At 62.4% G+C, this 21,245-nt stretch carries 22 protein-coding genes; 14 read left to right on the forward strand and 8 right to left on the reverse strand.

Annotated features, from left to right (window positions below; translation table 11 throughout):
• Positions 1-73 precede the first annotated feature (73 nt).
• Positions 74-529, reverse strand: a complete 456-nt coding sequence (dut, locus tag MF4836_RS11665) for a dUTP diphosphatase (protein ID WP_020296017.1) — start codon at positions 527-529, stop codon at positions 74-76.
• A gap of 5 nt (positions 530-534) precedes the next feature.
• A complete protein-coding gene (gene coaBC / locus MF4836_RS11670) occupies positions 535-1,743 on the reverse strand; it encodes a bifunctional phosphopantothenoylcysteine decarboxylase/phosphopantothenate--cysteine ligase CoaBC (protein WP_020296016.1) in 1,209 nt (402 codons plus the stop codon).
• A gap of 131 nt (positions 1,744-1,874) precedes the next feature.
• Here coaBC and radC point away from each other — a divergent pair, with 131 nt between their 5' ends.
• The gene (gene radC / locus MF4836_RS11675) at positions 1,875-2,549 is read left to right on the forward strand and encodes a RadC family protein (RefSeq protein WP_078470457.1); all 675 of its coding nucleotides are present in this window, start codon (positions 1,875-1,877) and stop codon (positions 2,547-2,549) included.
• 67 nt (positions 2,550-2,616) lie between these two features.
• Here radC and MF4836_RS11680 read toward each other — a convergent pair whose 3' ends face one another.
• Positions 2,617-4,203, reverse strand: a complete 1,587-nt coding sequence (locus MF4836_RS11680; protein ID WP_020296014.1) for an ABC transporter substrate-binding protein — start codon at positions 4,201-4,203, stop codon at positions 2,617-2,619.
• Positions 4,204-4,749: 546 nt separating this feature from the next.
• Here MF4836_RS11680 and rpmB point away from each other — a divergent pair.
• Both rpmB and rpmG read left to right on the forward strand, forming a co-directional pair.
• Entirely contained in the window at positions 4,750-4,983 is a 234-nt protein-coding gene (gene rpmB, locus MF4836_RS11685) for a 50S ribosomal protein L28 (RefSeq protein WP_007894701.1), read from the forward strand.
• 11 nt (positions 4,984-4,994) lie between these two features.
• Complete coding sequence (gene rpmG / locus MF4836_RS11690; RefSeq protein ID WP_003177274.1) at positions 4,995-5,150, forward strand: 50S ribosomal protein L33; 156 nt, start codon at positions 4,995-4,997, stop codon at positions 5,148-5,150.
• Between the two features lie 58 nt (positions 5,151-5,208).
• Here rpmG and MF4836_RS11695 read toward each other — a convergent pair whose 3' ends face one another.
• Complete coding sequence (locus MF4836_RS11695; protein WP_078470458.1) at positions 5,209-5,571, reverse strand: cupin domain-containing protein; 363 nt, start codon at positions 5,569-5,571, stop codon at positions 5,209-5,211.
• A 236-nt stretch (positions 5,572-5,807) separates the two neighbouring features.
• Here MF4836_RS11695 and MF4836_RS11700 point away from each other — a divergent pair, with 236 nt between their 5' ends.
• The 3 genes from MF4836_RS11700 to MF4836_RS11710 all read left to right on the forward strand — a co-directional run bounded on the left by MF4836_RS11700 (position 5,808) and on the right by MF4836_RS11710 (position 9,030).
• Positions 5,808-7,301, forward strand: a complete 1,494-nt coding sequence (locus MF4836_RS11700) for an aldehyde dehydrogenase (RefSeq protein WP_078470459.1) — start codon at positions 5,808-5,810, stop codon at positions 7,299-7,301.
• Between the two features lie 132 nt (positions 7,302-7,433).
• Entirely contained in the window at positions 7,434-8,582 is a 1,149-nt protein-coding gene (locus MF4836_RS11705) for an MFS transporter (RefSeq protein ID WP_078470460.1), read from the forward strand.
• Between the two features lie 34 nt (positions 8,583-8,616).
• On the forward strand, positions 8,617-9,030 hold the full coding sequence (locus tag MF4836_RS11710; RefSeq protein WP_153050229.1) for a hypothetical protein: 414 nt from the start codon (positions 8,617-8,619) through the stop codon (positions 9,028-9,030).
• Between the two features lie 15 nt (positions 9,031-9,045).
• Here the strand turns inward: MF4836_RS11710 and MF4836_RS11715 are convergent, their stop codons facing one another.
• Both MF4836_RS11715 and MF4836_RS11720 read right to left on the reverse strand, forming a co-directional pair.
• Complete coding sequence (locus tag MF4836_RS11715; RefSeq protein WP_078470462.1) at positions 9,046-10,611, reverse strand: phospholipase D family protein; 1,566 nt, start codon at positions 10,609-10,611, stop codon at positions 9,046-9,048.
• Positions 10,612-10,671: 60 nt separating this feature from the next.
• Positions 10,672-12,105 (reverse strand): aminotransferase-like domain-containing protein, encoded by a 1,434-nt coding sequence (locus tag MF4836_RS11720; RefSeq protein WP_078470463.1) that lies wholly within the window; start codon positions 12,103-12,105, stop codon positions 10,672-10,674.
• A gap of 183 nt (positions 12,106-12,288) precedes the next feature.
• Between MF4836_RS11720 and MF4836_RS11725 the strand changes: the two genes are divergently transcribed.
• Positions 12,289-12,534 (forward strand): DUF1127 domain-containing protein, encoded by a 246-nt coding sequence (locus tag MF4836_RS11725; RefSeq protein ID WP_078470464.1) that lies wholly within the window; start codon positions 12,289-12,291, stop codon positions 12,532-12,534.
• Positions 12,535-12,609: 75 nt separating this feature from the next.
• On the opposite strand, the gene MF4836_RS11730 is transcribed toward MF4836_RS11725, so the two are convergent.
• Positions 12,610-13,923: an NAD(P)/FAD-dependent oxidoreductase gene (locus MF4836_RS11730; RefSeq protein ID WP_078470465.1), complete on the reverse strand. Its 1,314-nt coding sequence runs from the start codon at positions 13,921-13,923 to the stop codon at positions 12,610-12,612.
• 147 nt (positions 13,924-14,070) lie between these two features.
• Between MF4836_RS11730 and MF4836_RS11735 the strand changes: the two genes are divergently transcribed.
• Positions 14,071-14,424, forward strand: coding sequence for a YkgJ family cysteine cluster protein (locus MF4836_RS11735; RefSeq protein ID WP_020296005.1), 354 nt, complete (start codon positions 14,071-14,073; stop codon positions 14,422-14,424).
• A gap of 49 nt (positions 14,425-14,473) precedes the next feature.
• On the opposite strand, the gene MF4836_RS11740 is transcribed toward MF4836_RS11735, so the two are convergent.
• Entirely contained in the window at positions 14,474-14,962 is a 489-nt protein-coding gene (locus tag MF4836_RS11740; protein ID WP_007932443.1) for an Lrp/AsnC ligand binding domain-containing protein, read from the reverse strand.
• Positions 14,963-15,119: 157 nt separating this feature from the next.
• On the opposite strand from MF4836_RS11740, the gene dadA reads away from it, so the two are divergent.
• From dadA to MF4836_RS11770, 6 genes are all read left to right on the forward strand, one after another.
• Positions 15,120-16,421 (forward strand): D-amino acid dehydrogenase, encoded by a 1,302-nt coding sequence (dadA, locus tag MF4836_RS11745; protein ID WP_078470583.1) that lies wholly within the window; start codon positions 15,120-15,122, stop codon positions 16,419-16,421.
• Entirely contained in the window at positions 16,393-16,746 is a 354-nt protein-coding gene (locus MF4836_RS11750; RefSeq protein ID WP_020296003.1) for a RidA family protein, read from the forward strand. Before dadA ends, MF4836_RS11750 begins: the two co-directional genes overlap by 29 nt.
• Before the next feature lie 92 nt (positions 16,747-16,838).
• Positions 16,839-17,912, forward strand: coding sequence for an alanine racemase (gene alr, locus MF4836_RS11755; protein WP_078470466.1), 1,074 nt, complete (start codon positions 16,839-16,841; stop codon positions 17,910-17,912).
• Positions 17,913-18,039: 127 nt separating this feature from the next.
• Complete coding sequence (locus tag MF4836_RS11760; RefSeq protein WP_020296001.1) at positions 18,040-18,588, forward strand: cupin domain-containing protein; 549 nt, start codon at positions 18,040-18,042, stop codon at positions 18,586-18,588.
• 182 nt (positions 18,589-18,770) lie between these two features.
• On the forward strand, positions 18,771-19,184 hold the full coding sequence (locus tag MF4836_RS11765) for a c-type cytochrome (protein WP_078470467.1): 414 nt from the start codon (positions 18,771-18,773) through the stop codon (positions 19,182-19,184).
• A gap of 134 nt (positions 19,185-19,318) precedes the next feature.
• A complete protein-coding gene (locus tag MF4836_RS11770) occupies positions 19,319-21,241 on the forward strand; it encodes an acetyl-CoA hydrolase/transferase C-terminal domain-containing protein (RefSeq protein ID WP_078470468.1) in 1,923 nt (640 codons plus the stop codon).
• The last annotated feature ends 4 nt before the right edge of the window (positions 21,242-21,245 follow it).

Genomic DNA, 21,245 nt, shown 5'->3' on the forward strand with positions numbered 1-21,245 from the left:
GCCCGATTTTCGTCCTGAAATACAAAACCCGGAACTCTGACCGGGTTTGGCGCCCAGCCAGGTTCCGCGTCGATCAGTGGCTGCCGGAATGCCCGAAACCGCCTGCGCCGCGCTGGCTTTCGTCGAAGGCCTCGACCACTTCGAAGTGCGCCTGGACCACCGGCACCAGTACCAGTTGGGCGATGCGCTCGCCGACCGCGATGTTGAAGGCGGTCTGGCCACGGTTCCAGCAGGACACCATCAGTTCGCCCTGGTAGTCCGAGTCGATCAGGCCCACCAGGTTGCCCAGGACGATGCCGTGTTTATGGCCCAGGCCGGAGCGCGGCAGGATCAGCGCCGCCAGGCCCGGGTCGCCGATGTAGACCGACAGGCCGGTGGGGATCAGCAGGGTCTGGCCCGGCTCCAGCACGGTGTCTTGCTTGAGCATGGCGCGCAGGTCGAGACCGGCGGAGCCCGGGGTGGCGTACTGTGGCATCGGGAATTCGTTGCCGATGCGTGGGTCGAGGATCTTGGCTTGTAGAGCGTGCATGCGAGTTAAACCTGGTTCAGCCGTTCGGCGATAAAAGAGATCAGTTGGCGGGCGATCTTGCCCTTGCTGGTCTGGGCGAAGAGAGTTGCGTGCAACTCCCGGTCAATCACGCTGCAGGCGTTTTCCTCGCTGTTGAAGCCAATGCTCGGGTTGGCCACGTCGTTGGCGACGATCAGGTCGAGGTTCTTGTCTTTCAATTTGCGTGCAGCGTAGTCGAGCAAGTGTTCGGTCTCGGCGGCGAAGCCGACACTGAAAGGGCGATCGGGACGGGTGGCGATGGTGGCCAGGATGTCCGGGTTACGCACCATCTGCAGCAGCAGGCCGTCACCTTTCGTAGGGTCTTTCTTTAATTTTTGTGGGGCAACGACTTCCGGGCGGTAGTCCGCCACCGCCGCCGAGGCGATAAACAGGTCGCAGGGGATGGCGGCCTCGCAGGCGGCGAGCATGTCGCGGGCGCTGACGACATCGATCCGGGTCACCCGATCCGGGGTCGGCAGGTGCACCGGGCCGGTGATCAGGGTCACTCGGGCGCCGGCTTCAACTGCGGCTTCGGCCAGGGCAAAGCCCATTTTGCCGGAGCTGTGGTTGGTGATGTAGCGCACCGGGTCGATGTTTTCCTGGGTCGGGCCGGCGGTAATCAGTACGTGTTTGCCGGTCAGTGCCTGATGCTGGAAGCAATCGGCGGCGCACAGTACCAGGTCGTTGGCTTCGAGCATGCGGCCCATGCCGACGTCGCCGCAGGCCTGGCTGCCCGAGGCCGGCCCGAACACCTGGAGGCCGCGGCTTTGCAGCAATTGGGTGTTGGCCTGGGTGGCCGGATCGCGCCACATGGCCTGGTTCATGGCCGGGGCGATGGCGACGGTGGCGTCCGTGGCCAGGACCAGGGTGGTCAGCAGGTCATCGGCGATGCCTTGGGCCAGGCGCGCGATCAGGTCGGCGGTGGCGGGGGCGATCAGCACCAGGTCGGCCCATTTGGCCAGCTCGATATGGCCCATGGCAGCCTCGGCTGCGGGATCGAGCAGGTCCAGGTGGACCGGGTGCCCGGAGAGGGCCTGCATGGTCAGCGGTGTGATGAATTCACTGCCGCCACGGGTCATGACCACACGCACTTCGGCGCCCTGGTCGAGGAGTCGGCGAACCAGCTCGGCGCTCTTATAGGCGGCAATGCCGCCGCCGACGCCGAGGACGATGCGTTTCCGATACAGCCGCTGCATAGGCCTGCCTTTGAGTTCAATGATTGCTGCTTGTAACGCCCCCTCCCCAGGGGAAATCACAGGCAAAAAGATGGGCTAAGATACCACAGCGACCGCTATGGAACAGCGGCGCCCACACACATGGAGGTGCTATGAGCATTCGCGACTGGCCCGCGGCGGAGCGCCCGCGGGAGAAGCTTCTGGAGCAGGGTGCGGCGAGCCTTTCCGACGCCGAATTGCTGGCAATTTTCTTGCGTACCGGGGTTGCCGGAAAGAGCGCAGTGGACCTGGCGCGTCACCTTTTGCATCAGTTCGGCAGCCTGCGTCGCCTGCTGGAGGCGGACCAGTTGACCTTCAGCCGCCAACTCGGCCTGGGCCCGGCAAAATTCGCCCAGTTGCAGGCCGTGGTGGAAATGGCTCGTCGGCATCTGGCCGAAAAACTGCGTCGCGACTCGGTGCTGGAAAACCCGCTGGTGGTCCGCGACTACCTCAAGTCAATGCTGCGCCATGAGCCCCATGAGGTGTTCGGCTGCCTGTTTCTGGACACCAAGCACCGGGTGCTGGCGTTCGAGGCGCTGTTCCAGGGTTCGATTGACAGCACCAGCGTCTACCCGCGGCAGGTGGTCAAGCGTGCCCTGGCACACAACGCCGCCGCCGTGATCCTGTGCCACAACCACCCTTCGGGCATCTCCGAGCCCAGTCATGCCGATCGCGTGGTGACACGTCGGCTGAAAGAGGCCCTGGATCTGGTGGATGTGCGGGTGCTCGATCACTTCATCATCGGTGAAGGCGATCCACTGTCGATGGCGGAATACGGTTGGGTCTAGGTGAGGGCAGCGGCAAGTGTTGAACGGCAGGTTCTGGGCACCGGGGCGCCCAGAACCTGTGGCGGGGTTATTTGCCGACGCTGACTTTGGAGAAGTCCTGGCGGCCGAAGGGGCTGACCTGATAGCCCTGGACTTCCTTGCGGGTCAGGGCGAAGGCGGTGGGGTGCGCCAGGGGCAGCCACAGGGCCTGTTGCTGGATCTGCGCCTGGGCCTGCTGATAGAGCTTGCTGCGCACGCCTTGCTCGCTGGTGGTCTTGCCGGCGGTGATCAGCTTATCCAGGCCCTGGTCGCAGTAGCGGGCGAAGTTGGTGCCGGACTTGACCGCAGCGCAGGTGAACTGCGGGGTGAGGAAATTATCCGGGTCGCCGTTGTCGCCGGCCCAGCCCATGAACAGCAGGTCATGCTCGCCGGCCTTGGCACGGCGGATCAGTTCGCCCCATTCGATCACGCGGATCTCGGCCTTGATCCCGATTTTCTCCAGGTCAGCCTGGAGCAGTTGTGCGCCGAGGCTGGGGTTGGGGTTGAGCAGGCTGCCGGATGGGCGAGTCCAGATGGTGGTCTGGAAGCCGTCTTTCAGGCCGGCCTTGGCCAGCAGTTGGCGGGCTTTTTCAGGGTCGTGGGCATAGCCCGGCAAGTCCTTGGCATAGCTCCAGGTGTTCGGCGGGAACGGGCCGTTGGCAGCTTCGGCGGTGTCTTCGAAGACCGCTTTGAGGTAGCTGGCCTTGTCGAAGGCCAGGTTGATTGCCTGGCGCACTTCCGGTTTGTCCAGCGGCGGGTGCTGACTGTTGATGGCGACAAAAGCGGTCATGAAGGCGGCGGTGCGTTCGACTTTCAGCGCCGGGTCCTGGCTCGCGGCATTGATGTCCAGGGGCTTGGGCGAGAGGGCGATCTGGCATTCATTGCGCCGCAGTTTTTGCAGGCGCACGTTGGCATCCGGGGTGATGGCGAAAATCAGCGGGTCCACGTCCGGCTTGCCGGCGAAGTAGTCGCGGTTGGCCTTGTAGCGGATCGACGCGTCTTTCTGGAAGCGGCCGAAGATAAACGGCCCAGTGCCGATCGGCTGGTTGTTGAGCTTCTCCGGTGTGCCGGCCTTGAGCAGTTGCTCGGCGTACTCGGCAGAGTAGATCGAGGCGAAGCCCATGCTCAGCGTGGCGATAAATGTCGAGTCGGCGTGGTCCAGGGTGAAGCGCACGGTCAGTGGGTCAAGGGCGTCAATTTTCTTGATCAGTGCCGGCAACTGCAGGGATTGGGCGTGGGGGAAGCCGCTTTGCGCAATCTTGTGCCAGGGATTGGCCGGGTCGAGCATGCGCTCGAAACTGAACTTCACGTCTTCGGCGGTCAGTTCACGGCTGGGGTTGAAGTAGTCGGTGTGGTGGAACTTGACCTTGGGGTGCAGCTTGAACACATAGGTCAGGCCGTCGTCGGACACCTCCCAACTGTCTGCCAGGCTCGGCACCACCTTGCCGCTGGCTTCGTCGAAGTCGACCAGGCGGTTCATCAGCACGTCCGCCGAGGCGTTGGTGGTGGTCAGCGAGTTGTATTGCACCACGTCGAAACCTTCCGGGCTGGCTTCGGTGCAGACGCTCAGGGCGGCAGCCTGGGCCAGCGGGCTCAGAAACGGTACGAACAACAGCGGTAGGGCGGCGAGACGCATATTCGGCTTCCTTTGCAGATCGAAGGCCCATCTGCGAGTGCAGTCTGGAAAAGGCTTACCCTAGTGATCTCGTCGGAAAATGACTATCCCCATTTTCCGTTTATTGACGTGGGTGGAGTGGGCCTTCAAAGGCAAAAAGGTCGGTTTTTACCCTGGCCGACGGCCAATAATTTGCCATGAATTGACAAATTGACCCGTTCGAAGGGGCCTCGCGGGTGCTGGCGACGGTGAATGACGCTGCTTTGGCGGGGGCTTTGCGGGGCAGGAATTTTATTCTGCGACGAGCGGTCGATAACTGCGGTAGCCTTTGCCGCAGGCGCTTGGCGCAAGAAAAACGGGACTTTTTGAATTCCCGACCACAGTGACTGTTGTTGCTATTGGGTCTTTCTGGTATAAAGCAGCGCTCTTTTCTAGGGGCCCGGTTCCTTCGTTTGTAGGTGTAGCCGGTAAGACCCCTAAAGAAACGCGGCGCCTGGCGCCAAATGACTGAGAGATTAAGCGGCCAACCCATGCCGGGTTGGGCATGTGGTTTTAGAGGGCTGAGGCATGTCGAGAGTCTGTCAAGTTACCGGTAAGGGTCCGGTGACTGGGAATAACATTTCCCACGCAAACAACAAAACCCGTCGTCGTTTCCTGCCGAACCTGCAGCATCACCGCTTCTGGGTTGAAGAAGAGAAACGTTTCGTGCGTCTGCGCGTATCTGCCAAAGGCATGCGTATCATCGACAAGCGTGGCATTACTGTCGTGCTGGCCGAAATCCGCAAAGCTGGCAAGATCTAAGGGAGCTAATCATGCGTGAATTGATTCGTTTGATTTCGAGCGCCGGTACTGGTCACTTCTACACTACCGACAAGAACAAGCGCACTACTCCGGACAAAATCGAGATCAAGAAATATGATCCGGTTGTTCGTAAGCACGTGATCTACAAAGAAGGCAAAATCAAGTAATTGATTTTTCTTCTGACAAAAAAACCCGCCTTCAAGCGGGTTTTTTTGTGCCTGTGATTCAGGCTTTCTGTTCGAAGGCCACGTAGATCTTGCGGCAGGGCTCCAGCACTTCCCAGGTGCCCTTGAAGCCGGCCGGGATGACGAAGCGGTCGCCGGCGCGCAGGGTCTTGGCATTGCCGTCGCTGTCGCGCAGCACCGAGACGCCCTGCACGATTTCGCAGTATTCATGCTCGGTGAAATTCACCGTCCACTGCCCGACCGCACCTTCCCAGACCCCGGCGTTCATCTGCCCGCACGGACTGGCGTAATGGTTGAACAACGCCTGTTCCGGGTCGCCCTTGAGGACTTTTTCCGGTGCAGGGCGATAGCGTTCACCCTCGGTGGTGGCCTGGCTGAAGTCGACGACGTGCTGAATGCTCATTCTTGTATTCCCCCGTGATTGGCGGCGCGAGTGGTAGTGGGGCCAAAGTCTATGTTTATTAAAATGAACATAGCAATGGCGTTTACGGGCGTTATGTCAAATATATTGAAACTTCGGGTGCCACTGGTTTAGGGTGGCCGGTGCCTTGGGCCGAAAGAAGGCTGGCCGGGCAGAATTCCTGAAGGTGCCTGCGTTGATCGCGTGGCGCTTGTATTCAATAAGAGGAGGACACTCGTATGACCACCCTGACTCGTGCCGACTGGGAACAACGTGCCCGCGACCTGAAGATCGAAGGCCGCGCCTATATCAATGGCGAATACACCGCTGCGGTTTCCAGTGAAACCTTCGAATGCATCAGCCCGGTTGACGGTCGCGTGCTGGCAACCATCGCCAGTTGTGACGCCGCCGACGCCCAGCGTGCTGTAGAAAATGCCCGCGCCACATTCAATTCCGGCGCCTGGTCGCGCCTGGCCCCGGCCAAGCGCAAGGCCACCATGATTCGTTTTGCCGGCCTGCTGAAAAAGCACGCCGAAGAGCTCGCCCTGCTTGAAACCCTGGACATGGGCAAGCCGATCAGCGACTCCCTGGGCATCGACATTCCGGGCGCGGCGCAAGCGCTGAGCTGGAGTGGCGAGGCCATCGACAAGATCTACGACGAAGTCGCCGCCACGCCCCATGATCAACTGGGCCTGGTGACTCGCGAGCCGGTGGGCGTAGTCGCGGCCATCGTGCCGTGGAACTTCCCGCTGATGATGGCTTGCTGGAAGCTGGGGCCGGCGTTGTCCACCGGTAACTCGGTCATCCTCAAGCCTTCGGAAAAATCCCCGCTGACCGCAATCCGCATCGCCGCCCTGGCCGTGGAAGCCGGTATTCCGGCGGGCGTGCTCAACGTGCTGCCAGGTTATGGTCACACCGTGGGCAAGGCCCTGGCCCTGCACATGGACGTCGACACCCTGGTGTTCACCGGCTCGACCAAAATCGCCAAGCAATTGCTGATCTACTCCGGCGAGTCGAACATGAAGCGCGTCTGGCTCGAAGCCGGCGGCAAGAGCCCGAATATCGTGTTCGCCGATGCACCGGATCTACAGGCCGCGGCCGAATCGGCCGCGGGCGCCATTGCCTTCAACCAGGGCGAAGTCTGCACCGCGGGTTCGCGCCTGCTGGTGGAGCGCTCCATCAAGGATAAATTCCTGCCCCTGGTGATCGAGGCCCTCAAGGGCTGGAAGCCGGGCAACCCACTGGACCCGGCAACCAACGTCGGTGCATTGGTCGACACCCAGCAGATGAACACCGTGCTGTCCTACATCGAAGCCGGGCATGCCGACGGCGCCAAGCTGGTCGCGGGCGGCAAGCGCACCCTGCAGGAAACCGGCGGCACCTATATTGAGCCGACGATTTTCGACGGTGTGAGCAACGCGATGAAAATCGCCCAGGAAGAAATCTTCGGCCCGGTGCTGTCGGTGATCGCCTTCGATACCGTCGAAGAAGCCATCGAGATTGCCAACGACACCCTGTACGGCCTGGCCGCAGCGGTCTGGACAGCCAATATCTCCAAGGCTCACCTGACCGCCAAGGCCCTGCGTGCCGGTAGCGTGTGGGTCAACCAGTACGATGGCGGCGACATGACCGCGCCGTTCGGTGGCTTCAAGCAATCGGGTAACGGCCGTGACAAGTCGCTGCACGCATTCGACAAGTACACCGAGTTGAAGGCGACCTGGATCAAGCTCTGACCTGAAGGGCTCGGGGCGGGCGCTTGCCCGCCGGACCGGGCCTCGATCCAAAATCGCAGCCGGACTTTCCGCAAGGGAAGTCCGGCTGCGTTGTCTGTGTCGGTATAAAAAATGATCCACAGGAGCGTGGAAATGCGTTGGGCGACCTATTTCGCCGTTTTGGCGGCTGTCCTGAGTGTCGGGCTGGCCCTGGGTGTCAGCATGCCGCTGGTGTCGTTTCGCCTGGAAGGCTGGGGTTATGGCCCCTTTGCCATTGGCGTCATGGCGTCGATGCCGGCCTTTGGCGTGTTGCTTGGGGCCAAGCTTGCCAGCCGCCTGGCGGCGCGTTTTGGTACTGCGGGCCTGATGCGCCTGTGCCTGTGGGGCGGGGCGCTGTCCATTGCTTTGCTGGCGCTGTTGCCGAGTTACCCGCTGTGGCTGGTGCTGCGATTGGGCCTGGGCATGGTGCTGACCATCGTGTTTATCCTGGGCGAGAGCTGGATCAACCAGTTGGTGGTCGAGCAGTGGCGCGGGCGGCTGGTGGCGCTGTATGGCAGCTGTTACGCCCTGAGCCAGCTGGCCGGGCCATTGCTGCTGGGCGCGCTGGGCACCGAGACCGACTACGGCTTCTGGGTCGGTGTCGGGCTGCTGGTGGTATCGCCCCTGCTGTTGATCGGCCGCAGCGGCGCCCCGACCACTGAAGCCTGCAGCGTGACCCTGGTCGACCTGTGGCGCTTTTGTCGTGGGCTGCCGGCGATTGCCTGGGCCGTGGCGCTGTTCGCCGCCTTTGAGGCAATGATTCTTACGCTGTTACCGGTGTATTGCCTACGCCAGGGCTTTACCGAAGACATCGCCCTGGCGATGGTCAGCACCGTGGTGGTCGGCGATGCGGTGCTGCAATTGCCGATTGGCGCCCTGGCCGATCGCCTGTCGCGGCGCTCCCTGTTCACCGGCTGTGCGGTGGCGCTGTTGTTGTCGAGCCTGGCGATTCCGCTATTGCTCCACACCTTGTTGATCTGGCCGTTGTGGGTGCTGTTCGGCGCCAGCGCCGGGGGCCTGTTTACCCTGTCGTTGATCCTGATCGGCGAGCGTTACCGCGACGACGCCCTGGTGCGAGCCAATGCCCATGTGGCGCAACTCTGGGGCATTGGCTGCCTGATCGGGCCGCTGGTGGCCGGGGCGGGCAGCCAGTGGGTCAGCGGCCATGCCTTGCTGTGGCTGATGGCGGCCGGGGCTTTTGGGCTGATTGTGTTGTTGCTGCGCCAGGGAGCATTGGGTGCCGCGGCGCCGCAATCGGTATAGGCTTCACCGCTGTTGGTTCAATCAGGGAGGTCAGATGAAGCTTAAGCCAGGGATTCGATTCAGCGGGGCGCTCTGTGCGCTGACGATTTTGCTCGCCGGGTCCGCCCATGCCGCACCCAAGGACCCGCCCGTGGAGCGGGTCAAGCAACTGGCGCTGAAGCAGTGCCTGGACGATAACTACGGGCGCTTGAAGTTCTACAAGGCGTACGACCTGCACGACGCGTCCTACTTCGTCGATCGGGTGCAGCTGGACCGCGACGGCACCGACCGCCGTACCCGGGCCCTGAGCAACTACGTCGAGCAGCAGACGGGCAGCTTCCATATCGGCGGGCCGCCGATGAAGAACGAGGCCGGTTACCCGATCAACGCGATTTTTGAACGCTGCATGAGTTTCTATCACTCGCCCGGGCTGGACGCCTTTATCAAAAACCAGCTGCTCAAACGCTGACAGATCGGCGCGGGCCTAGAGCATGCGCTCCAGGCCGACGCTGGTGCTCAGCCAGGCGTTGATGCGCCGCCACCAACTGCCCGGCTCCCGGGTCAGGGTGTGCAGTTGCTGGTTGTCTTCGGTGACCCAGACGATCTTGCCGTCCTGCAGCTTGGCCTCGTAGCTCAAGGCCGGGGCCATGCCTTGCAGGGCCAGGGCGCGCACATGTTCGGCCAGTTCCGGGCTGTCGACCAGCACCCCGACTTCGGTGTTCCACAGCACCGAGCGCGGGTCGAAGTTGAACGAGCCAATAAAGGATTTCTGCCGGTCGAAGATCATCGCCTTGCTGTGCAGGCTGGAGTCCGAGCCGCGCCAGGTGCTGCGGAACAGGTGCGGCCCGCTGCCGCCGTGATCGCCGGGCTGGCGGCGCAATTCGAACAGCCTTACCCCGTGTTCCAGCAGGGCCTTGCGGTAAGGCGCATAGCCGCCGTGCACTGCCGGCACATCGGTGGCTTCCAGGGAGTTGGTCAGAAGGCTCACTTGCACCCCGGCGTCGGCACGCCCGGTGAGGTACACCAGGCCCGGCTGGCCGGGCACGAAGTAGGCCGAAATCATGATCAGTTCCTGGCTTACCCCTTGCAGCTCCGGCGCCAGTTGGGTGGTCAGCAGCAATTGCGGGTCGGGCTCGTTCCTGGCCAGGACCTTGCTCGGCGCATCCCACAGGGCCTGGTTCCAGGCCCAGATCAGCTCCTTGCGCCAGATATCCATGCGCGGGTGGCTCTGGTAGGTCTTCAGTTGCTGGTACAGGGCGTGGTTCTGCCGGCGGGTGTCTGCCAGGGACTGTTCCAGTTGTTGCCGGGTGTTGGCCAGGTCCCGGGCGGTGGGGACGCTGGAGAGGAACTCGTCGATGGGCTTGCTCAGGGCGCTGTTCCAGTACTGGTCGAAACTGTGCCCCAACTGCTCGGCCACCGGCCCGACGCTGAGCATGTCGATGTCCGTGAAGTTGAGGCTGGGCTCGGCATCGAAATACTCGTCGCCCAGGTTGCGCCCGCCGACGATGGCCACGCTGTTGTCCGCCAGCCACAGCTTGTTGTGCATGCGCCGGTGTTGCTGGGACAGGTTGAACAGGCGCCCTGCCGCGCGGGTGATGCCGGTGCTGCGCCCCAGGTGCAGGGGGTTGAACAGGCGGATCTGGATCTGCGGGTGGGCGGCGAGGGTGGCAATCACCTGGTCCAGGCCATCGCTGGTGGTGTCGTCCAGCAGGATGCGTATCCGCACCCCGCGATCGGCGGCCTTGAGCAGCTCATCCACCAGCATCCGGGTGCTGATGCCGTCGTGCACGATGTAGTACTGCAAATCCAGGCTGCTTTGCGCATTGCGGATCAGCTCGGCGCGAGCCATGAAGGCTTCGGTGCTGTTGGACAGCAGGCGAAACCCGGAGCGCCCCTGATAGGGCGCGGCCTGGGCCTGGATCGAGCGTCCAAACGCCGACTCTGTGGCCGGCAGGGCCTGGCTCGGTTCTCGGGGCACGTTCAGGGTGGCACAGCCGCTGAGGCCCGCCGTGATCAGCAGAAGTAAGGCGAAAGCCTGTTTGAGTCTCAAGTCAGCTCGTCTCGAAGGCGGCGATGGTCGACATATGGACGCAGTCTTGGGGGAAAAAGGTCAGTCGGTCGTGCAATCAGTTTCAGCCAGCAGCTTGATCGCGGCGGCGCCCACCTTGCGCACCGCATCTTCGATCTGCGGCGTTGGCTTGGCAGCGTAGTTCATCCGCAGGCAATTGCGGTACTTGCCCGAGGCGGAAAAGATACTGCCCACGGCAATCTGTACGCCCTGGTCGAGCAGCGCGCGGTTGAGCTTGAGGGTGTCGAAGCCTTCCGGCAGTTCGATCCACAGCATAAAGCTGCCCTGGGGCCGACTGGCGCGAGTGCCCAGGGGGAAGTAGCGGCTGACCCAGTCGAGCATCATGTCGCGATTGCGCTGGTATTGAGCGCGCATCTTGCGCAAGTGGGGTTCGAAATGGCCGGCCTTGAGGAACTCGGCAATGGCGATCTGCGGTTGCGGCGCGGTGGAGCCGGTGCTGATGTATTTCATGTGCAGCACCCGCTCCAGATAGCGCCCCGGCGCGACCCAGCCAATGCGCAGGCCCGGGGCGAGGGTTTTCGAGAACGAACTGCACAGCAGTACCCGACCGTCTTCGTCGAACGACTTGATGGTGCGCGGGCGCGGGTAGGTGTAGGCCAGTTCGCCATACACATCGTCTTCGATGACCGCCACGTCAAAGCGCTGAGCCAGGGTCAGCAGCGCGCGCTTGCGCGACTCGGGCATGATGTAGCCCAGCGGGTTGTTGCAGTTGGGGGTCAACTGTATGGCCTTGATCGGCCACTGCTCCAGGGCCAGTTCCAGGGCTTCGAGGCTGATGCCGGTCAGCGGGTCGGTGGGGATCTCCAGGGCTTTCATGCCAAGGCCCTTGAGGGTCTGCATGGCACCGTGAAAGCTCGGCGAGTCCACCGCGACGATGTCGCCAGGCTCGCAGATGGCGCGAATGCTGGTTGAAAGCGCCTCATGGCAGCCGGTGGTGATCACCAGGTCATTGGCTTGCAGCTGGCAGCCGGAGTCGAGCAGCAGGCGGGCGATCTGTTCGCGCAGTTCGAGCACGCCGTAGATGTTGTCGTAATACAGGCCGGGCATGTCCTGGCGCCGGCTGATGCGGGCCAGCCCGCGGAGCAGGGGTTTCAGGGTCGGTGTATTGATATCCGGCATACCCCTGCCCATCTGTATGACGTCTTTGCGCGGCACGCTGCGCACCAGTTCCAGCACCTGTTCCCATTGCGATATCTCCACCGGCCGTTGCGCCGGGCGGCCGATGGCGGGCAACGCCGGCAGTTCGCGGCTGGCCGGTACAAAGTAGCCGGACTTGGGCTTGGGCATCGCCAGGCCGTTATCTTCCAGCACTCTGTATGCCTGCTGCACAGTGCTCAGGCTGACACCGTGCTCGACACTCAAGGCGCGCACCGAAGGCAGGCGGTCGCCGGGGCGATAAAAACCCTGCTCAATGCGGGTGCCCAGCAGTTCGGCAAGGTTGACGTAGAGGGTCATGGCAGGCACTCGCGCAAGGGATTGATCAAAGAACCAGTACAGATGGACGGAAAATACAGGATTCAGCCATCAGTGGGGAAATTCTGTATGGAAATAATACCAGCGCTTTGAATCTGTCATGGTTTCAGGCACCCGCGCATCATGTTTGCTCATGGCCACCCAAGTAAACAGGAGCAAACAACAATGAACGGCTTGAGCGATGTGCGTCTGTCGTTACACAGTCAGGAACTGGCGGTTGGGCACGAGCGGGCGATGCAGGCGGTGATGTCCCGCAACGCGCCGCGCGCCCTTGGCCGCTGGGGCCTGTACTGGCATCGGCTGCGTACCCGCAAGGCCTTGCTCGCCCTGACGGCTGACGAACTGCGGGACATCGGGCTTAGCCGGGAGCAGGCGCGCCGCGAAGGGCTCAAGCCGTTCTGGCGTCTCTGAAGAAGGGCTCTGGCGCTGCTGCACGCCGTCAGGCCATTGGGCGGCAGCAATGCCAGGGGGAGGGCGGTTGCGGTGTCAGCCGAGCTCCTTGAGGCGGTGCCAGAGCATGCCCAGTGCCAATAGCGGCGAACGCAGGTAGCGGCCGCCCGGGAAGGTGATGTGCGGCACCTTGGCGAACAGCTCGAAGCCGCCACCCTGCTGGCCGCTGATGGCTTCGGCCAGCAGCTTGCCGGCCAGGTGCGTGGCATTCAGCCCATGACCTGAATAGGCCTGGGCGTAATACACATTCGGCTGGTCCTTGAGCCGGCCGATCTGCGGCAGGCGGTTGGCGCCGATACCGATCATCCCGCCCCATTGATAGTCGATCTTGACCCCGGCCAGTTGCGGGAACACTTGCAGCATCTTCGGCCGCATGTACGCGGCGATGTCCTGCGGGTCACGCCCGGAGTAATGGCAGGCGCCGCCGAACAGCAGGCGCCGATCCGCCGAAAGCCGGTAGTAATCCAGGGCCACCCGCTGGTCGCAGACCGCCATGTTCTGCGGCAGCAACTGCTGTGCCTGCTGCTCGCTCAACGGCTCGGTGGCGATGATGTAGCTGCCGGCGGGCAACACCTTGCCACCCAGCTCCGGGTTGAGGCCATTGAGGTAGGCGTTGCAACCGAGCACCAGGGTCTTGGCGCGGACCAGGCCGCGGGCGGTGTGCACCCTGACCTGGCTGCCGTAATCGATGCGGGTCACGGCTGAATGTTCGAACACTTGCACCCCCAGCCGCTGCGCCGCGGCGGCCTCGCCCAGTGCCAGGTTCAAGGGGTGCAGGTGCCCGGAGCCCATGTCGATCAAACCGCCGACATAGCGCTCGGAGCCGACCACGCTGTGCATTTCATGGGCTTGCAGCAGGCGGGTTTCGTGGCGATAGCCCAGCTCGCGCAGTTCTTCGGCGTCTTCGGCGAAACCCTCCAGGTCCTTGGGCTTGTTGGCCAGGTCGCAGTAGCCCCAGGTCAGGTCGCAGGCGATCTGGAACTGTTCGACCCGCTGGCGCACGATGTCCACCGCTTCCAGGCCCATCAGCTTCATCTGCCGAACGCCGTCGTCGCCCAGCACCTTGCTGAACTGCTCCAGGCCATGGCCGACGCCGCGAATCAGCTGGCCGCCATTGCGCCCGCTGGCGCCCCAGCCGATCTTGCGCGCTTCCAGCAGCACCACACTGAAGCCGCGCTGGGCCAGTTCCAATGCGGTATTCAGCCCGGAGAAGCCGCCGCCGACCACGCAGACATCGGCCTGCAACTCGCCGGCAAGCGCCGGATGATCGGGCTGGGGCAGGCTGCTGGCGGCGTAATAGGAGGCGGCGTGACGGTCGCTCGGGGCAGGTTGCTGAACACCGGGGTTCATGTGCGTGAATCCTGATTGGGGTGTTTGGAAAATTTGACGGAGCATAAGCCTGACCTTTCGTCGGCGGCAACAGCGGTCGGGGTGCGCTGTCTGTTGGTGGGCTTTTAGGGCAAAATCCCCGGCTGTATTTGCCCGGTAACCTTGCCAATGAGCTGCAACAGCCAGAAAGTCCGCCTGCTGCGTCAGCAGATTCCCTCGTTCGAGTGTGTCCCCGGCTGCCATGACTGCTGCGGCCCGGTGACCACTTCAACCGAGGAGATGTCGCGCCTGCCACGCAAGACCGCGGCCGAGCAGGACGCGGCCATGGACGAGCTGAACTGCGTGCATCTGGGGCCCAACGGCTGCACCGTGTACGACGAGCGGCCGCTGATCTGTCGCCTGTTCGGCACCACCCCGAGCCTGCCGTGCCCCAATGGCCGGCGCCCGGTGGAGATGATCCATCCACGGGTCGAAAAGCAGATCCACGAGTACATGGCGAGCACCCGCCAGGTTCTGGTCTAGCGCTTTACTTGGGTCACCCCGGCACTCTCGAGTCGGCCTGCGCCGGATTTCAGTCCGGAATCGGCAGGCTCAGGCTCTCCTTCACCTCTTCCATCACGATATAGCTCTTGGATTCGCGCACGTGGGGCAGCTTGAGCAGGATGTCGCCCAGCAGTTTGCGGTAGGACGCCATTTCGGAAATACGGGCTTTCACCAGGTAGTCGAAGTCGCCCGAGACCAGGTGGCACTCCAGTACGTGGGGCAGCTTGAGCACGGCGCGGCGGAACTCTTCGAAGGTGTCGCCGGACTTGTAGTCCAGGCTGATTTCGACGAACACCAGCAGGCTGCCCTTGAGGTGCTGCGGATTGAGGCGCGCGTTGTAGCCCATGATGATCCCTTCGCGCTCCAGGCGCCGGACCCGTTCGGTGCAGGGAGTGGTCGACAGGCCGACCTTCTCTCCCAGCTCGGTAAACGAGATACGCCCATCGGCCTGGAGGATGCGCAGGATGTTGCGATCTATCTTGTCCAGCTCGCGTTTTGTCTGGTGATTGGTGCGCATAGGGGATGCACCTCCGTCAAAAGGGTTTTTGCCGAGAATTGTCGCCAAATATAGGCAGTTATATAGTGAAATGCACTGCCCATTGCTTTTTATACTGCGCACATCTTCGCTCTGAATAACAAACGTCAGCGGTTTAGCCGCGATGAGGGATATGAAAATGCGCGTTATGGTCTTGGGTAGCGGCGTAATCGGTACCACCAGTGCCTACTATCTGGCCCGAGCAGGTTTTGAAGTGGTGGTGGTCGACCGTCAGCCGGCCGCTGCCATGGAAACCAGTTTCGCCAACGCCGGTCAGGTGTCGCCGGGCTATGCCTCGCCATGGGCCGCACCGGGCGTGCCGCTCAAGGCCATCAAGTGGCTGCTGCAGCGCCACGCGCCGTTGGCGATCAAGGCCACCGCCGATATCGACCAGTACCTGTGGATGGCGCAGATGCTGCGCAACTGCACCGCCAGCCGCTACGCCGTGAACAAGGAGCGCATGGTCCGCCTGTCCGAGTACAGCCGCGACTGCCTCGACGAACTGCGCGCCGAGACCGGCATTGCCTATGAAGGCCGCAGCCTGGGCACCACCCAGCTGTTCCGGACCCAGGCCCAGCTCGATGGCGCGGCGAAAGACATCGCCGTGCTCAAGGAGTCCGGTGTGCCTTTCGAACTGCTCGACCGCGAGGGCATCGCCCGCGTCGAGCCCGCCCTGGCCAACGTCACCGATATCCTCGCCGGCGCCCTGCGCCTGCCGAACGACCAGACCGGCGATTGCCAGATGTTCACCACGCGCCTGGTGGAAATGGCCACCCAGCTGGGTGTGGAGTTCCGTTTTGGCCAGGACATCCAGCGCCTCGACTTCGCCGGCGACCGGATCAATGGCGTATGGATCGACGGCAAGCTGGAAACCGCCGATCGCTACGTGCTGGCGCTGGGCAGCTACTCGCCGCAACTGCTCAAGCCGTTGGGGATCAAGGCCCCGGTGTATCCGCTCAAGGGTTACTCCCTGACCGTGCCGATCACCAACCCGGCGATGGCCCCGACCTCGACCATTCTCGACGAGACCTACAAGGTCGCGATCACTCGCTTCGACAACCGTATCCGGGTCGGCGGCATGGCCGAGATCGCGGGCTTCGACCTGTCGCTGAACCCGCGCCGGCGCGAAACCCTGGAGATGATCGTCAACGACCTCTATCCTCAGGGCGGCGATCTGGCGCAAGCCAGCTTCTGGACCGGCCTGCGGCCGACCACCCCGGACGGCACGCCGATTGTGGGTGCCACACCGTTCCGCAACCTGTTCTTGAACACCGGTCACGGCACCCTGGGTTGGACCATGGCGTGCGGTTCCGGTCGCTTGCTGGCTGACCTGATGGCGAAGAAAACGCCGCAGATCAGCGCTGAAGGCCTCGATATTTCTCGTTACGGTAATTCTCAGGAGACAGCCAAGCATGTCAATCCAGCGCCAGCTCACCAATGAACGCATGAGCCAGATTGTCGTTCACAGCGGCACCGTCTATCTGGCGGGGCAGGTCGGCGACGACATGACCGCCGGAATTGAACAACAGACCAGCGAAACCCTCGCCAACATCGAGCGTTTGCTGGACCTGGCTGGTACCGACAAGAGCAAGTTGCTGTCAGTGACCATTTACCTGAAAGACATCGACGCCCACTTCGAGGGCATGAACGCTGTCTGGGACAAATGGCTGCCAAAAGGCGTCGCTCCTGCCCGTGCCACAGTCGAAGCCAAGCTGTGCGAGCCCGAGATCCTGATCGAGCTGTCCGTAGTCGCCGCTTTGCCTTAAACACCGATCCCTCTGCCGGTGCTGTCGGCGGTTCACGCCTTCGGCCAGCACCGGTTTTTTCTTCCCCCATGACCGCCTAGAAGTCTGCCGCCATGCGTCCTGCCCGTGCCCTGATCGACCTTCAAGCCCTGCGTCACAACTACCAACTGGCCCGCGAGTTGTCGGGCGTCCGTGCCCTTGCCGTGATCAAGGCCGATGCCTATGGCCATGGCGCGGTGCGCTGTGCCCAGGCACTGGAAGGCGAGGCCGACGGTTTTGCCGTGGCCTGCATTGAAGAAGCCCTGGAGCTGCGTGCGGCGGGGATTCGTGCGTCGGTGCTGCTGCTCGAAGGCTTTTTCGAGGCCGATGAGTTGGCGCTGATCATCGAGCATGACTTCTGGTGTGTGGTGCATTCGCTGTGGCAACTCGAGGCCATCGAGAAGGCAACCCTGGCCAAGCCGCTGACGGTCTGGCTCAAGCTCGACTCGGGCATGCACCGGGTTGGCCTGCATCCCAAGGATTATCAGGCTGCCCATCAGCGACTGCTGGCCAGTGGCAAAGTGGCGAAAGTGGTGTTGATGAGCCACTTCGCCCGGGCCGATGAGCTCGATTGCGTGCGCAGCGACGAGCAGGTGGCCGTGTTTCAGGCTGCCCGCGAGGGGCTGGCGGCCGAGGTCAGCCTGCGCAACTCGCCGGCGGTCCTGGGTTGGCCGAGTATTCCCAGTGACTGGGTGCGCCCCGGCATCATGCTGTATGGCGCAACCCCGTTCGAAGAAAACAACCCGGTGGCCGCGCGCCTGCAACCGGTCATGACCCTGGAATCGAAAGTGATTTGCGTGCGTGAGTTGCCAGCCGGCGAGCCGGTGGGCTACGGCGCCAAGTTCGTCACCACGCGGCCGATGCGCATTGGTGTGGTTGCCATGGGGTATGCCGACGGTTACCCACGCCAGGCGCCGACCGGCACGCCGGTTCTGGTGGCTGGCCAGCGCAGCCAATTGCTGGGTCGGGTGTCCATGGACATGCTGTGCATCGACCTCACCGATGTGCCGCAGGCCGGCCTGGGCTCGACCGTGGAGCTATGGGGTAAAAACATCCTCGCCAGCGACGTGGCGATGGCTGCGGACACTATTCCGTACCAGATTTTCTGCAACCTGCGCCGAGTGCCAAGGCTCTATTCCGAGGGCTGACGGCCAGTGGTCGGAACCTGACAGGCCGCTCCTGGGTGGATTGGAGGCAAGTGTTGTAAATACTGAACGCTATCGCCATGATAATGCTCAATTACAACAACGCCTGATTCCCTAGGAGACTGCCGCATTGGACGTCGGTGAACGACTGCAATCCATCCGTAAACTGAAAGGTCTTTCCCAGCGTGAACTTGCCAAGCGCGCGGGCGTCACCAACAGCACCATTTCGATGATCGAGAAGAACAGTGTCAGCCCCTCGATCAGCTCGCTGAGGAAGGTTCTTGGCGGCATCCCCATGTCCATGGTCGAGTTCTTTTCCGAGGAAATCCTCCAGGAAACCCCGAGCCAGATCGTCTACAAAGCCCATGAACTGATCGATATTTCCGATGGCGCCGTGACCATGAAACTCGTGGGGCGCGCCCATCCCAGCCGTGCCATCGCCTTTCTCAACGAGATCTACCCGCCGGGCGCCGACACCGGTGAGGAAATGCTCACCCACGAAGGCGAAGAAACCGGAATTCTCGTGGAAGGCCGCCTTGAACTGGTGGTCGGGCTTGAAACATTTGTGCTCGAAGCGGGCGACAGCTACTACTTTGAAAGTACCAAGCCGCACCGTTTCCGAAATCCTTTCGATGTACCGGCGCGACTAATCAGCGCAGCCACGCCAGCGAATTTCTAATAGAAGAGGCGTCCTGCAAGGCTTGCGGCGACGCCCGAAGTGCCATTTCGCCACCTTTAAGACCCCATCGACTTTAGGGTTGTTTCAGTGTGGCGGGCTAACCGTTATACTTGCGCCCGCCTGCGAAACCGTGGCCGTGGGCGTGACTAGCCACCATTGAGGGTGTACGCGTGAACCTAATTATGAAAATGCTGGCCGCACCAGCAACCGTATTGGCCCTATGGGCAGTCAGCGCTCAAGCTGCGACTAATGATGATATTGCCCAACGCCTTGCACCGGTCGGTCAGGTCTGTGTTCAGGGGCAGGAATGCAAGGGCATGGAAGTCGCCGCCTCTGTCGGTGGTGGAGGGGCGAAAACCCCTGATGAAGTGATTGCCAAGCATTGCAACGCTTGCCATGGCACCGGTCTGCTCGGCGCACCGAAAATCGGTGACACCGCAGCCTGGAAAGAGCGTGCCGATCACCAGGGCGGCCTCGACGGCATCCTGGCCAAGGCCATTACCGGGATCAACGCCATGCCGCCAAAAGGCACTTGTGCCGATTGCTCCGATGACGAGCTCAAAGGTGCCATCGAGAAGATGTCTGGCCTGAAATAAGGTCAATCTTCAGCGAAAAAGCCGCTTACGAGCGGCTTTTTTGTGCCCGCGATTCGGCCACCACACTGGTCAATGCAGTAAAGACCCGGCAAGCTCGGTCCAACCCCAATTCATGGAACGTTCGGGAGAGTCGTATGGTGCAGTTGTGTTCAATCGAGCAGGCGGTCGATGACGTGCTGGCGCGTCTGCCGGCGCATATTCACATGGGCATGCCCCTGGGCCTGGGCAAGCCTAACCAGTTTGCCAATGCGCTGTACCGCCGCATCAAGCAACTGCCCGAACGGCAGCTGACCATCTACACCGCCTTGAGCCTGGGCCGTCCGACCCTGGGCGATGGCTTGCAGAAGCGCTTTCTCGAACCCTTTGTCGAACGCATATTCGGCGACTATCCCGAGCTGGATTTCCTCGCGGACCTGCAACACGACAGCCTGCCCCGCAACATCCATGTCGAGCAGTTCTTCATGCAGCCCGGGAGCCTGCTCAACAGTGCCCCCGCGCAGCAGGACTATGTCAGCAGCAACTACAGCCACGCCGCCCGCGACATCAACGCCAGTGGCCTGAACCTGGTGGCGCAGTTGGTGGCCAGCCACCCTGATCATCCGGATCGGCTGAGCCTGAGCTGCAACCCGGACATCACCCTTGATCTGCTGCCGATGATTGCCAAGCGCCGCGCTGCCGGCGAGACCATCCTCATGGTCGGCCAGGTTCACGACGAGCTGCCATACATGCCGGGTGACGCCGAACTCGACATGGACGGCTTCGATCTGCTGATCGATGAAAAGGACCGCACTACGCTGTTTTCCACGCCGAACATGCCGGTGGGGTTCCAGGACCATTTCATCGGTTTGCACGCCAGCACGTTGGTGCGCGACGGCGGCACCTTGCAGATCGGCATCGGCTCCATGGGCGACGCCCTGACCGCCGCACTGCTGGCCCGGCAGGCGGACAACGACGCCTATCGTTCACTGCTGACCGATATCGATGCCTATTACTGGGCGCCGCTGATTGGCCGCGAAGGCGGAGTCGAGCCCTTTGCCAAGGGCCTCTACGGTTGCAGCGAAATGTTCGTCAACGGCCTGCTGGTGCTGGCGGACGCCGGGATCGTGCGGCGCAAGGTCTACCCGGATATCAAGACCCAGCAGCAGGCCAATGACGGCACCCTGGATGAAGCGGCGCAAACCGACGGCATCTCGGTGCATGGCGGGTTCTTCCTGGGGCCGCGCAGTTTTTATCAGCGCCTGCGGGAGCTGCCGCAAAGCAAGCGCCTCGAATTCAACATGACGCGCATCAGCTACATCAACGAGCTGTATGGCCAGGAAGAGCTCAAGCGCCTGCAACGTCGGGATGCGCGGTTTATCAACAGCTCGATCATGGTCACCTTGCTCGGTGCCGGTGTCGCCGATCAGTTGGAAGACGGCCGTGTGCTGAGTGGGGTCGGCGGGCAGTACAACTTCGTCGCCCAGGGCCATGCGCTGGAAGGCGCGCGTTCGGTGCTGATCCTGCGCAGCTGGCGTGAGTCGGGCGGCGAGGTCAGTTCGAACGTGGTCTGGGAATACGGGCACTGCACCATCCCGCGCCATCTGCGCGATATCGTGGTCACCGAGTACGGCATTGCCGACCTGCGGGGCAAGACCGACGCCAAGGTGATCGAGACCCTGCTCAATATCAGCGACTCACGCTTCCAGCCCGGGTTGATCGAGCAAGCGCAGAAAGTCGGTAAGCTGCCCAAGGACTTTCAGCTGGAACCGCGATTTACCGACAACAGCCCACAGCGTTTGCAGGCGATTCGCGCACGGCACCCGCACTTGTTCCCGGAGTATCCGTTGGGCACTGATTTCAGTGCGCAAGAGCGGGATCTGCTACGGGCCCTCAACTGGCTCAAGAGCAAGTTCAAGCTCACCGAGATTCTGGAGCTGGGCAAGGCCGCGCTGGACGCGCCGGAGGCCGAGGCTTTTCCCTTGCACCTGGCGCGCATGCAGCTGGAGAAACCCGAAGGCTTGCGTGAGGATCTGTATCAGCGGCTGCTGCTGGCAGCCTTGCAGGAAACCCGCCTGTAACGGC

It is taken from the genome of Pseudomonas sp. MF4836 (assembly GCF_002018875.1).
Taxonomy (GTDB): domain Bacteria; phylum Pseudomonadota; class Gammaproteobacteria; order Pseudomonadales; family Pseudomonadaceae; genus Aquipseudomonas.